This window comes from Persicitalea sp., from assembly GCF_041751555.1.
Lineage (GTDB): Bacteria > Bacteroidota > Bacteroidia > Cytophagales > Spirosomataceae > Persicitalea.
This window is the reverse complement of the sequence record NZ_JBGSXF010000658.1, coordinates 1-13,210: the sequence shown is the minus strand read 5'-3', so window position 1 is coordinate 13,210 and position 13,210 is coordinate 1. Positions and strand designations below refer to the sequence as shown.

Genomic DNA, 13,210 nt, shown 5'->3' with positions numbered 1-13,210 from the left:
GTTTTTCTGGAACTCGCCGCCCCACACTTCGAGGTACAGGTACGACCCGTCCTGTTCGACGAATTCGTCCACGCCGACGAGTGCTTCACCACCAGCACTACCAAGTGGGCGCTGCCCATCGTGCAGGTCGGTGAGCATACGATCACTAACGGCCAGCCGGGTGAGCGGACGGTGTTTTTGCGGGAGTTATTTTTGAAAGTGGTGGAGAATTGGGGGAGACAATAAAGAGCGGCTTTTTGTTTTTAAATCAAAAAAAGTACTAATGAAATTCAATACTGACATCTCAAACGACAGCCAGGAACTCGGAAAAAAATCCGGTGACCGGGCCGCTGAGATTATCAAAAAAGCCATTGCCGAAAAAGGCCAGGCCAATATTATTCTGGCGACGGGAACGAGCCAATTTGAAACCCTGCAAAGACTACTCACCCACGACGAAATCGACTGGAGCAAAGTCGTGATGTTCCACCTCGACGAGTACATTGGCTTGCCCATCACGGCACCAGCCAGTTTTCGGAAGTACTTGCAAGAGCGTTTCATCGATAAAGTACCCGCGCTGAAGGCGTACTATCTTATCGATGGCGAAGCTGAGCCGACTCAGGAATGTACCCGATTGGGTGAGCTAATCAAAGCCCACCCGATTGACATGGCGCAGGTGGGCATTGGCGAAAACGGCCACTTAGCCTTCAACGATCCTCCGGCGGATTTCTCTACCGAACAACCCTACATCGTGGTGGAGTTGGACGAAGCCTGCCGCAAGCAACAGTTCAACGAAGGCTGGTTCGCCACGATGGATGACGTGCCGAAGCAGGCCATCAGCATGTCTATCCATCAGATTCTGAAATCGAAATCAATCGTTTGTTCCGTTCCCGACGAGCGCAAGGCCCAGGCCGTGAAAGACTGCGCGGAATTGCCGATTAGCCCGAAGTATCCAGCCGGTATTCTGCGAACGCATGACGACTGTGTTCTTTATTTGGATAAAAACTCGGCCTCACTACTTTCCTAATTCGCTCTTAATGCACTCCTCTTTTAAGATAATCAACGGCACACTCCTGACTCCTTACCGCATGCTTCCAAGGGGTACTGTGGTAGTTGAACAAGGCGTCATTACCGCCGTCTTGGAACAGGGTGTCGATGCACCCGATTTGCCCGAGATAGACGCTCAGGAAAAGTACGTTTCGCCCGGCTTCATCGAGCTTCATGTCCACGGTGGTGGCGGTCACGATTTTATGGACGGCAGCGTGGAGGCTTTTCTGAAAATAGCAGAAACCCACGCACGCTTTGGCACGACGGCGATGGTGCCTACTACCCTCACAAGTAGTCAGGAAGCACTATTTAATACGCTGGAATTGTACGAAGAGGCTAACGGGGCCAACCAGAGAGGAGCCAAATTTCTAGGACTTCATCTGGAAGGCCCTTACTTTGCCATGAGTCAGCGCGGGGCTCAGGATCCGCGCTACATTCGCAATCCCGACCCGGCGGAGTACCGCGACATTATTCGCCGGGCCAACGGCTCCGTCACGCGGTGGAGCATTGCCCCTGAATTGCCGGGCGCGTTGGAAATGGGGCGGTTCCTGCGTTCGGAAGGCATCATTGCGTCAGTAGCGCATACCGAAGCCATTCACGAGGATGTGGTGCTGGCCGCCGAAAACGGGTACAGTCTGATGACGCACCTTTACTCAGGGATGCTGGGCGTAACCCGACGTGATGCCTTCCGCTACGCCGGGGCGGTGGAAAGTGCTTTTTTGTTGGATGAAATGGATGTAGAAATCATCACCGATGGCATTCACCTGCCGCCGCCGCTCCTGCAATTGATCTACAAAATAAAAGGCCCCGACCGCATTGCCCTCATCACCGATGCCATGCGAGCTGCCTCCCTCCCACCCGGCGACAGCATCCTCGGCCCTCTCGACAATGGCCTGAAAGTACTGGTCGAAGATGGCGTCGCCAAACTTCCCGACCGCACCGCCTTCGCCGGGAGCGTCGCCACCGCCGACCGGCTGGTGCGCACGATCACGCAGCAGGCCAAAGTACCCTTGCTTGACGCCATAAAAATGGCGTCAAGTACCCCCGCCCGAATCATGGGACATGAGAATCAAATCGGATCGCTGACAGTAGGAAAGGCGGCTGACGTGGTTTTGTTTGATGAAAACATCGAAATCAACATGACGATCATTGACGGGAAGGTAGTGTATTCACAATCGTGAGCTTACTCCTATCAATAAATAGACGTTGTCAATTTATTACTCTTAATTTTCCATTACCAAACAATGCTCAAAAAAGCCCTGACCCTCTCCGCCCTAATCGTCCTTACGACCATGAACCAAGGTTGTAACACCGCAAAAGAAACTACGGACTCGCCCGACAAACTGCGGCTCATCGTTCTCGATCCCGGTCACTTTCACGCTGACTTACTACAAAAAGCGGCCTACGACCAGGTAGATACAGTCGTCTACGTGTACGCGCCCGACGGGCCGGAAGTAAAAGCGTATCTGGCGAAGGTCGATCAGTACAACACCCGCGCCGAGTCGCCTACCCACTGGAAGGAAGAAGTTTATACCGGGCCGGATTACCTGGAAAAAATGCTCGCCGATAAATCAGGTAACGTACTGGTGCTGGCCGGAAACAACCAGAAGAAAACTAACTACATCAAGCAGGCTGTGGACGCGGGATTGAACGTACTGGCCGACAAGCCGATGGCGATCGACTCCGAAGGGTTTGAGTTGTTGAAAGAAGCCTTCGATTCTGCCGAGAAAAATAACGTACTGCTATACGACATCATGACTGAGCGGTACGAGATTACCAATACCTTACAGAAGGAACTTGCCCAGCAGGAAGCAATTTTCGGTCAACTCCAAAAAGGCACCACCGAAAAGCCCGCTATCAGCAAGGAGAGCGTTCACCATTTTTCCAAAATCGTGTCCGGCAGTCCGTTGGTGCGGCCCGCCTGGTTTTTCGACATTAAGCAACAGGGCGAAGGCATTGTGGATGTCAACACCCACCTTGTGGACTTGATCCAGTGGGCGGCATTCCCCGAGCAGGTAGTCAACCCCTCCGACGTCAATTTGATTTCGGCTAAGCGCTGGACAACCGACCTCACGCCCTCGCAATTCAAGCAAGTCACGAAGATGGACAGCTATCCTGACTATCTGACTTCGTCCGTAAAAGACAGTACAATGAGTGTGTACGCCAACGGCGAAATCAACTACACCCTCAAAGACATCCATGCGCAGGTAAAGGTACTTTGGAACTTCCAGGCTCCCGAGGGCGCCGCCGACACACATTACTCGATCATGCGCGGTTCCAAAGCCAACCTCATTATCCGACAGGGCAAGGAGCAAAATTATAAGCCCATGCTCTACATCGAGTCAGTCGGACAGGAAGATGGTTACGCTCAGGCCTTGGAGGAGGCCTTTAAAAAAGTGGAAGCACTCCATCCCGGCATCGATCTCAAGAAAGATTCGAAAGGCTGGCAGGTGATGATTCCCGCCAAGTACGACAACGGCCACGAGGCCCACTTTGCCCAAGTCGCCCGCAAGTATATGGAGTACCTAAAGGACGGAAAACTTCCCGACTGGGAAGTTCCGAACATGATTACGAAGTACTACACGACCACGGAGGCGCTTAAGATGGCGAAATAGGATCGGTCCGCCGATGCGGTTGGACAGTGGACGCTGGACTTTTGACTTATCCAAAGTCCAGTGTCCACTGTCCAAAATCAAATCTCACTGCTCGTTCAACGGCCACTTATAGTCCATGAAGGAGATGTTGTCCGTCTCCAGCTTGGTCTTGGCGTATTTGTTGATCCAGTCTTTTATCGGCATTTTTTTCTTGAAGTCGCCGCCGTACCAGTCCAGGATTTTGGATACTTCAGCCTTGTCCTTAGTCACTTTGTTCAGGCGGTCGTTGTTCAAAAAATCGCGGCCCTGGTCATCGAGTTGTTTGTCGAGTTTGGCGGCGGTGTAGGCTTCGTTGCGCAGCGGCGGACATGACATGGCCGCGCACACCACGGCGAAGTGAATGCGGGGTTCGTTAAAATCCTTGCGGATGATGCCATGCTCAATGTTGTTCAAGTCCATTTTCTTGCCTCCGATCTCAATAAACTTTACGTCCCAGGGCGTGTTGACAAACGGAATCTTGATGGAAGAACCGATATCCTTGATGCTTTTCAGGGGATAATGATCCAGAATCAGTTGCACCGTGAAGGCGTTGTAAGCATTGATCCAGTAAGCCAGTTTTTCGTCCTGGCTCCATTTGCTGCCGGGCGCATTGCTGCTGATCAGGTCAAGGTACTTCTTTAGTTGGGCCTGGTCTTTCTTAAAGCCCTTATAATCCACCATTCCCTGATCGTTTACATGTTCTTTAAGGAGTTTGTCCCAGATCGTGTGTTCGATGGGCGCTGACTTGGAGGTAGGTGCCGAAGTACCACACGAAATCATGATGAGGACTGCGGCGAAGGCAAAAGATATGTTTTTGAGTTTCATAGGTGTTTTGTAGTTTTATGGAGTCGTTTCCATTTAAGTACGTAAATAGTGTGCCATCGGTTGCTGGAAGGCAACAGGTAGAGTCATAAGTGGTGCAATGGTTTAACATTTTGCCCTTTGCCTATGTATTCTTTAGTTGACGGCCTTAACCTATAACCACTTATTCCACAACTGTACACAGCCAATGCCCTCAAATGATACTGTCACCAATTCGGTTGAACACGCTTTTCTACGCGGCGGCGGGGAGATGGGCCAACGTACGCGCACGATGGACTGGTCTCAGACCCAGCTGGGAACGCCTGACACCTGGCCGCAGGGTTTGCGGACTACGCTGGGAATCCTGCTTAACTCCAGGTTCCCTATGTTTCTTTTCTGGGGCAAGGACCTGCTTTGTTTTTATAACGACGCCTATCGACCCAGCCTTGGCAACGACGGCAAGCATCCGCATGCCCTGGGCCAGCCCGCCACCGAAATATGGACGGAAATTTGGGACATCATAAAGCCACTACTCGATCAGGTTCGTCTAACCGGAGAAGCAACCTGGAGCGAGGACCAGTTGATTCCCTTTTACCGCAACGGCCGAATCGAAGACGTTTACTGGACATTCAGTTATAGCCCTATTTTCGACGAATCAGGCCAGGTGGTGGCTGTTTTGACCACTTGCACAGAAACGACCGAAAAGGTCAACAACTTGAAGAAGCTGACCGACAGCAAAAATCAACTGCATTTCGCCATAGAGGCGGCCGAACTTGGCACCTGGGACTACAACCCCCTTACCGAAAAATTCACGGGCAGCGTCCGGTTCAAGGAATGGTTCGGTATTCCTGCGGATCAGGGAGCCACCCTCGAAGAAGGCTTGGCCACGGTGATTGACGAAGACCGCGCCCGGGTGGAAGCCGCCTTCCGCCAGGCGATGGAATACAAATCCGGTGGTGAGTACCTGATCGAGTATACGATTGCTAACCAAAAAACCGGAACCAAAAGAAACGTGCTGGCCAAAGGACGGGCGTGGTTCAACGAGCAGAAGGTCGCGTACCGGATCAATGGCACCGTGCAGGACATTACGAAGGCGGTGCTGGCCCGCGAAAAAATTCAAGCTGAGAAAACGCGCTTCCAGACTTTGCTGGAAACCATCCCGAACATAGCGTGGCACACCGATCCCGGCGGTAAGCTCACCTTCATCAACCAGCGTTGGTACGACTATACCGGACAGAGCGTCGAAGAAACTTTCAACGGAGGGTGGGAAGTAGCCACGCATTCCGACGATTTGCCCGCCGCAACTGAAAAGATGAGGCACTCCCTGAAAACTGGTAAAGCTTACGAAGTCGAATACCGCCTCCGGCGGGCCGACGGCGCCTACCGCTGGCATTTGGCCCGTGCAACGGCCATGCGGGACGAAGCTGGAGAAATTGCTTCCTGGCTAGGTACGATTACTGACATTCACGAGCAAAAGCAAACCCAGATACACCTCGACGAACTGGTCGCGCAGCGCACCCGGCAACTGGAAGTCTCGGTGCAGGAACTTCGGCGCTCCAACGAAAACCTCCAGCAGTTTGCTTACGTAGCCAGCCATGATCTACAGGAACCGCTGCGCAAAATCCAGTCCTTCGGTGATATGCTCAAAAAGCGCTACGAGGCCCAACTCGGCGACGGTGCCGACTACCTCAACCGGATGCAGACGGCGGCCCGGCGAATGTCGGTGCTGATCGACGATCTACTGACCTACTCCCGCATCACCACCCGGCAGGAAGCAGCCGATGAAGTACCGCTGGAAAAAGTCATGAGCAGTGTGTTGAACAATCTCGAACTGAGGATCATGGAAAGTCAGGCGTCGATAACCATGGAACCGCTGCCCGTGGTGCAGGGCGACGCCAGCCAACTGAACCAACTTTTCCAAAACCTGCTGAGCAACGCGATGAAGTTCAAAAAATCGAACATCGCCCCCGTTATTCGCATCGTCACTACGGAAGTAAGCGCGGCGGATGTACCCGCCGATGTTCGCCTCGGGCGGCAAGCGGCGGCTTACTACCGCATCGACATAGCTGACAACGGCGTTGGCTTTGAAGAAAAGTATCTCGACCGCATTTTTGAGGTATTCCAGCGTCTCCACGGCAAGAGCCAGTACAGCGGCACGGGGATCGGCCTGGCTATTTGTGAGAAAGTAGCCGTCAACCACGGCGGAGCCATCACAGCCACCAGTCAGCTCGGTAAAGGCACGACGTTCAGCGTGTATTTGCCTGTTTAGACCGGTCCGCCGGCGCGACGGTCGGCCGCTGCCGTTGGATTTTGGACGCTGGATTTTGGACGCTGAATCAAAAAATCTAACGTCTAAAGTCCAGCGTCCAAAATCCACATTCACTCGATCACCCGAAACAGTCGGTTCCAACGAATTTTGTTCCAAGCCTTATCCGCCACCGGATCGATGGACATCCACACAAACACGGCTTTGCCTACGATGTGGTCAGCAGGGACAAAGCCCCAAAAACGCGAGTCCTCGGAGTTGTGGCGGTTGTCGCCCATCATGAAGTAGTAGTCTTGCTTGAAGGTGTAGGAATTGATTGGCTGACCACCGACGGTGATGCTGGTTGGCGTTACTTCTACGTTCTCGTTATCCTCGTAGCGTTCGATCACTGGGCCATACACAGCAATCGTCTTTTCGCTGATCGAAACTGTGACGCCTTTCTTCGGTACCGTCAATGGTCCAAAGTTATCACGGTTCCAACCGGAGGAACGGTTCCCGTAGGCCATACCACCGTAGATGCCTGCCTCGGCTACATTGGGTAGTGCGGTGGTGGGCTCAATGCCCTCAATCCAGTCCATTTCCCGGAATTGGGCCAGCACATCCGGCGTCATGTTGACGTTGTAGCCGACGAGGATATTGGTTTTGGTCGATTCATCAAATGCCTCCACGGGTTGCCAATTGATGAACGGCCCGTCGGGCGAGTTAAAATCATTGACAATGTCGTAACGGCGGAAAAAGCGTTCGTTCAGGTCTTCCTTCGTTCTAACGAAATAAAATGTCTGGGCGCGACGTGGCGCGGGTATTTGCTGCTCGTTTACAAATACTTTCTCTTGTCTGATCTGTACTTTGTCGCCCGGTGCGCCAATACAGCGTTTGACATAATTGGTTTTCAAATCTGCGGGATAATCCGCTTCGTGCGCCAGGCCGGGCGGGTAGTTGAAGACCACGACATCGCCGCTTTTGACTTCCGAAAAACCGGGCGTACGATAGACGGGTAGCTGAATGGCGTCACTGAACGAGGGAATATCCGTACCCCAGATTTTCTGGTGAGTGAGCGGGACTTGCAGAGGCGTTCTCGGAGTACGGATACCGTAGTGCAGCTTGCTCACAAACAGGTAGTCCCCTACCATCAGTGAATTCTCCATGGAGGGCGTAGGTATGGCGTAAGCCTCGAACGTCAGGAAGCGAATCAGCGTGGCGGCGACGACCGCGAACAACAACGAGTCGGACCACTCACGAAGGAAAGATTTTTTAGATTTGGAAGTGCTGTCGGAGAAACGGATTTTCTTTTTGAACATGACTTGAACAGGTTGTAGAGTTATTTTTGTTAAAAAATCGACCTAAATGTAAAATAATTTTATATAAATTACTTATACGTAAAGGAAAAATATTCTTCCTAGAGCCTAGCTGACGAAAGCCATTCAGGGAACACGAATATTTTGTACATTTACAGTACTGCAAATGAGAAGGCAGGAAGAAACTTATCTGGTGATGCGTCTTTGACATGCTTTCCTCAGGGCATTTTCCCTACAAAAAGAGCGTTGTGTCTTGGTATCCACATCTAAACGAACGGGACAGCCCGTGCCGAACGCTGAACAAAAAATGCCTTTAACCAAAGAAAGAGTACTTAAACAATACTTCGGCTATGACAGCTTCCGCCCTCAGCAGGCCGAGATCATCGACACCGTATTGCGCGGTGAAGACTGTCTGGTGCTGATGCCAACGGGCGGCGGTAAGTCGGTTTGTTACCAGGTACCTGCCTTATTGCAGGACGGCCTTACGGTAGTGATTTCACCGCTCATTGCCTTGATGAAAGATCAGGTGGAAGCCCTCCGCGCTAACGGAATCGAGGCGGCTTACCTCAATTCTTCTTTGTCCGGGAAGGAACAGGATTCGGTATTTTGGAAGGCCAAGTTAGGCGAACTGAAACTCCTCTACGTAGCACCCGAGCGGCTTTTTTCGGGTAACACGATGGAGCATTTCAAAAGCTGGAACGTACGGCTGTTCGCCGTGGACGAAGCGCACTGCATCTCGTCGTGGGGCCACGATTTTCGGCCCGAGTACCGCCAACTTTCCTCACTCAAAAACCATTTTCCCGGCGTGCCGGTCATTGCCCTCACCGCTACTGCCGACCGCGTAACGCGTCGCGACATCCTGGGGCAATTGGGCGTGAAGAAGGCCCAAACTTTCGTGGCCAGTTTCGACCGCCCCAACCTCAGCCTGACGGTACTGCCCTCCCGCAAACGGCTGCCGCAGATCGAGCAATTTTTGAAAAAACACCCTAACCAGCCGGGCATCATCTACTGCCTGAGTCGCAAGACCACCGAAACCGTGGCCTCCTCGCTCCAAAACCGCGACTACCGCGCCGACTGCTACCACGCCGGCCTTTCCGCCGGACAGCGCTCCAAGGTGCAGGAGCAATTCCTGAACGACGACATCCAGATCATCGTCGCCACCATCGCCTTCGGCATGGGTATCGACAAGTCCAATGTCCGCTGGGTGATTCACTACAACCTGCCGCCCAACGTCGAGAGCTTTTACCAGGAAATCGGCCGCTCGGGCCGCGACGGTGCCCCCGCCGACACGGTATTGTTTTACGGCTACCAGGATATTGTGATGCGGCAGGAGATGATCGATAAGTCGGAGCAGTCCAACGAGCAGAAGGAACTGCTGCGGGCCAAGCTCGAGCGCATGAAGCAGTACGCCGAGGCCGACCTCTGCCGCCGCCGAATTCTGCTCAGCTACTTTAACGAAGCCGTGGAAAAGGACTGTGGCAACTGCGATGTTTGCCAAAACCCCCGCACCCGCTTCGACGGCACACTGCTGGCCCAAAAGGCACTCTCGGGCATCGCCCGCACCGGCGAACGCGTGGCGATGGGGATGCTGATCGACATTCTGCGCGGCAGCCGCAACCGCGCCCTGCTCGACCGCCGTTACGACCAACTGCCCACCTTCGGCGTGGGCCGCGACCTGCGCGGCGACGAGTGGGCCGAGTACCTCAGTCAGATGCTCAACTCCGGCGTGATGGATATCGCCTACGACGAAGCCCACGCTTTCAAGCTCAATGCTTCAAGCTGGCAGATTCTCAAAGAAGGCAAGACGCTCGAACTGGCTAAGTTCATCCCATTCTCGGAGCGCAAGGCGCGTGAGGAAGCGCTCATTCCGAAGGAAAAGCCGAAACAGGAAATCATTCGTGACGCATTGTTCGAGCAACTACGCCTGTTGCGTAAGCAGATGGCCGACGCACTCAATGTACCGCCTTACGTAATTTTTTCGGACAAAACTATTTCGGAAATGGCCCAGAAGCGGCCCGTCTCGGAAGCGCAGATGTTGGACGTGTCGGGCGTTGGAGACGAGAAGTACCGACGCTACGGCGAAGCTTTCGTGGCCGAAATCGTGAAGTTCGCCAAGGAAAACACCAAGCCCGGTACTCGTGTGGTGAAGGGCATGACCTACCTCATGACCCGCGAACTATACGAGAGAGGCTTCACTCTGGATGATATCGCCCAACAGCGCGGCCTGACGACTTCCACCGTGGTGGCGCACCTGGTGAAACTCCGCGACGAAGGCTACGACATCCAGCTTCGGCCCCTGATCGCAGATCGCACCTACGCCGAAATCCTGATCGCTGCCGACGAAATGAATTTCAAGCCCGGCGACCCGCTGGCCTCGCTGTTCGAGCACCTGGGTGAAAGAATCGAGTACGGAATGATTCGATTGGCACTGGCGATTCGGGAGGGGGCATAGAAGGGCTACTTCCCCAAATCCCGATACCCAATCAATCGAATGCCTTTCTTCTCAATCAACGCTTTCACCTTCGGATCAGTAAGCAAATCCGTCACACCCTGCCGATCTTCGGCGACATTCTCGTAGCCGATATGGTGAATTGCGCGGAGTTCGGCGTTGTCCAGGCCGGGATGCTCTACGAAGAGGTACGTCTGACCGGGTTGTAGGTTATCGAGGGCCTTTACAAAACTCCGTGCCTTTTCGGCCGGTGTGTTGCGCAGGCCCTCCATCGGTAAGCGTTGTACGGCGTAGTCGTCCGGGTTGAGGTCGATCTTGTATTCCTGCGCCAGCCGCTTGGTCATCGCCGCTACTTCTTTCGACAAGCTTGCGCAGCCCATATGCGCCGACACATGACTGACGCGCGGAATGTGCCGCAGGGCCATTTCGATCTGCGCCCGAAATTCCCGCTCTATGTCCTCGATTTTCCACTTATTTTCGGCAATGTCTTGGCCGGGGTAGTTTTTGTTGGGGAAAACCATGGGATAAAAATAGCCGTCTGCATTTACCAAACTCGGCACGCTAGTCAGCGGCCGCCATTTCACCAAATCCCACTCGCTGGTCAAGGCCAAGTGGATGCCCACGTCGACGGTGGGGATTTCTTTTAATAATTCTACTGCCTCGGGAAACCAGGGCGATGGCAGGATGACTTCGATCGAGGTTTCAATACCGTTTTTATAGGCCTCTACCAAAGCCAAATTGCCCGAGTGCGAGAAGCCCATGTCGTCGCCACGAACGATAAGGCGGGCGGGAGGATTTTGGGCGAAGGCTGTGGTAGCCGTAAAGAGCAAAACAGAAAAGAGGATGTTTTTCATGAGTTATTTTAGCATTTTGAGGGTACCAATCGCCCCATGATTTTTTTGTCAGCTCTGGGACTCATTCAAAAAGTTAGGAGGATTTGACCAATGAATTAGCTTGCTTCTTGGAATTCATAATCAGAAAATTGTAAGCCGAACAATTCTGCCAAGTGGCCTTTTAACTTTTCTTCGACATCTTTCATTTCAAGTACTTTTCCCAATTCCTGCTGCATAGAGGTGACGGCTTTGTCGTCGATGCCGCAGGGGACGATGTGCGTGAAGTAGTTGAGGTCGGTGTTTACGTTGAGCGCAAAGCCGTGCATCGTGACCCAGCGACTGGCTTTCACGCCCAGGGCGCAGATTTTACGCGGAGTTCGTTGGGTTTCGTGGTCGAGCCAGACGCCCGTAAGACCGTCGATGCGCCCGGAAGTCAGGCCATAGTCGGCTAAGGTACGGATGATGGCTTCTTCGAGCGTCCGCATGTAGCGGTGAATATCGGTGAAGAAGTTGTCCAAATCCAAAATCGGGTAGCCTACCAACTGGCCGGGGCCGTGAAAGGTGATGTCGCCACCGCGGTTTATTTTATAAAAATTGGCCTGAACTTCCCGCAAACCGTCCTCATTCAGCAGCAGATTTTCCAATTTACCGCTTTTACCGAGCGTATAGACAGGCGGGTGTTCACAGAGAAGCAGGTAGTTAGGCGTCAAGGACTGGCTTTCGGGAGCAAGGCTGCGGTTGGCAATTTTCACAGCAACGATGTCGGCAAAAAATTTTTCCTGAAGATCCCAGGCTTCCTTATAGTCCATAAGACCAAGGTGCCGATAATGCGTCGCTTTGTTGAGATTAGAATTCATGCGGAATTTTATTCCAAAAAACGCGGTCGAAAAATTCGGCTTTGTTTCCGTAGTCAATAACCGTATTTTCGAACAAAAATGTTCAGATGGCAGCACACAACGACACCGGACACTGGGGCGAAACCAAGGCGGCGGAGTACCTACAAAGCAAAAGCTACGAGATTGTAGCGAAAAACTACCGCCATCGCCATGCCGAGATCGACCTGATCGCCAAGCAGGGTAAGCTCATGGTTTTTGCCGAGGTAAAGACCCGCAGCGGCACGGGCTTCGGGATGCCCGAGGAGTTTGTGAATTACGCCAAGTCGCGACTCATCATGAAAGCTGCTGAGAATTTCATCTTTGAAACCGACTGGATGTTCGATGTCCGATTTGATATCATTTCTATCCTGATTTTACCGAACGGTAATCTGGACATTCGGCATATCGAAGATGCGTTTTGCTAGTTATTGAGCGACAGAGTTTCATAGCGACAAAGCCACAAAGTGCCGGACTGGTGTACCACTGGGCTGCGCACCAGCTAAGCCTAAACAAATGAGTAGAGACGCGATTACTGATCTGAATTGATAAGCTCCCGCAATCCCGTAGGGATGGCCGATTTCTAGTTGGTGATAACGAAAAACGCCGACTGTCTTTTCAAAGACAATCGGTGTTAGCATTGTTTCGGAAGTGGCCCGGCTAAGGCATCGTTCGTGCGGGTGCCAGCAAATAAGACAGAACGTTATCAGTCACAGAAACGAAGATTGCGTCCACAGGCACGGTGTTCTTGACTCCAGAAGAGAACAGCGACACAAGACTTTCGGTAAGTACCTGGCCCGTAACCGTGACGATGCGCACTACCCAGCGAGCGATATGCTGCGAAAGCGACACGGCGGAGATTTCGGGTTTCAAAACGGTTTCTTCTTCCGTCGATTCCGTCACCGGACGGGTGGCGGGCTTCACGACAGTAGATTTTGCGGTGAGTTGTAAGTGCAAAGTCTGCGTCTGATTTTGGATGCACACGCATTTCTCCTTGGCGTTAAGCATCTTTTGTGCTACCAGCATATTGTGTGAAAA

11 protein-coding genes and 1 pseudogene are annotated in these 13,210 nt (G+C 52.8%); 7 read left to right on the top strand and 5 right to left on the bottom strand.

Features of this window, described 5'->3' with window-relative positions:
• The 4 genes and pseudogenes from ACEW8P_RS23300 to ACEW8P_RS23285 all read left to right on the top strand — a co-directional run.
• A pseudogene (locus tag ACEW8P_RS23300) lies at window positions 1-225 on the top strand (aminotransferase IV); the annotation flags it as partial.
• Window positions 226-262: 37 nt separating this feature from the next.
• A complete protein-coding gene (locus ACEW8P_RS23295; RefSeq protein WP_373515465.1) occupies window positions 263-1,003 on the top strand; it encodes a glucosamine-6-phosphate deaminase in 741 nt (246 codons plus the stop codon).
• 10 nt (window positions 1,004-1,013) lie between these two features.
• The gene (nagA, locus tag ACEW8P_RS23290) at window positions 1,014-2,204 is read left to right on the top strand and encodes an N-acetylglucosamine-6-phosphate deacetylase (RefSeq protein ID WP_373515464.1); all 1,191 of its coding nucleotides are present in this window, start codon (window positions 1,014-1,016) and stop codon (window positions 2,202-2,204) included.
• Window positions 2,205-2,267: 63 nt separating this feature from the next.
• Window positions 2,268-3,638: a putative oxidoreductase C-terminal domain-containing protein gene (locus ACEW8P_RS23285; protein ID WP_373515463.1), complete on the top strand. Its 1,371-nt coding sequence runs from the start codon at window positions 2,268-2,270 to the stop codon at window positions 3,636-3,638.
• A gap of 84 nt (window positions 3,639-3,722) precedes the next feature.
• On the opposite strand, the gene ACEW8P_RS23280 is transcribed toward ACEW8P_RS23285, so the two are convergent.
• Window positions 3,723-4,481: a DUF547 domain-containing protein gene (locus ACEW8P_RS23280; RefSeq protein WP_373515462.1), complete on the bottom strand. Its 759-nt coding sequence runs from the start codon at window positions 4,479-4,481 to the stop codon at window positions 3,723-3,725.
• A 184-nt stretch (window positions 4,482-4,665) separates the two neighbouring features.
• Here ACEW8P_RS23280 and ACEW8P_RS23275 point away from each other — a divergent pair, with 184 nt between their 5' ends.
• Complete coding sequence (locus tag ACEW8P_RS23275) at window positions 4,666-6,726, top strand: PAS domain-containing protein (protein ID WP_373515461.1); 2,061 nt, start codon at window positions 4,666-4,668, stop codon at window positions 6,724-6,726.
• Window positions 6,727-6,836: 110 nt separating this feature from the next.
• Here ACEW8P_RS23275 and lepB read toward each other — a convergent pair whose 3' ends face one another.
• On the bottom strand, window positions 6,837-8,021 hold the full coding sequence (gene lepB, locus ACEW8P_RS23270; RefSeq protein WP_373515460.1) for a signal peptidase I: 1,185 nt from the start codon (window positions 8,019-8,021) through the stop codon (window positions 6,837-6,839).
• 304 nt (window positions 8,022-8,325) lie between these two features.
• On the opposite strand from lepB, the gene recQ reads away from it, so the two are divergent.
• Window positions 8,326-10,470, top strand: coding sequence for a DNA helicase RecQ (gene recQ / locus ACEW8P_RS23265; protein ID WP_373515459.1), 2,145 nt, complete (start codon window positions 8,326-8,328; stop codon window positions 10,468-10,470).
• Window positions 10,471-10,475: 5 nt separating this feature from the next.
• On the opposite strand, the gene ACEW8P_RS23260 is transcribed toward recQ, so the two are convergent.
• Together ACEW8P_RS23260 and lipB are read right to left on the bottom strand one after the other, a co-directional pair.
• Window positions 10,476-11,321, bottom strand: coding sequence for a polysaccharide deacetylase family protein (locus tag ACEW8P_RS23260; protein WP_373515458.1), 846 nt, complete (start codon window positions 11,319-11,321; stop codon window positions 10,476-10,478).
• Window positions 11,322-11,416: 95 nt separating this feature from the next.
• Window positions 11,417-12,157 (bottom strand): lipoyl(octanoyl) transferase LipB, encoded by a 741-nt coding sequence (gene lipB / locus ACEW8P_RS23255; protein ID WP_373515457.1) that lies wholly within the window; start codon window positions 12,155-12,157, stop codon window positions 11,417-11,419.
• 86 nt (window positions 12,158-12,243) lie between these two features.
• On the opposite strand from lipB, the gene ACEW8P_RS23250 reads away from it, so the two are divergent.
• Window positions 12,244-12,600, top strand: coding sequence for a YraN family protein (locus ACEW8P_RS23250; protein ID WP_373515456.1), 357 nt, complete (start codon window positions 12,244-12,246; stop codon window positions 12,598-12,600).
• A gap of 232 nt (window positions 12,601-12,832) precedes the next feature.
• Here the strand turns inward: ACEW8P_RS23250 and ACEW8P_RS23245 are convergent.
• On the bottom strand, window positions 12,833-13,210 hold a 378-nt coding region (locus tag ACEW8P_RS23245; RefSeq protein WP_373515455.1), incomplete at its 5' end, for a hypothetical protein.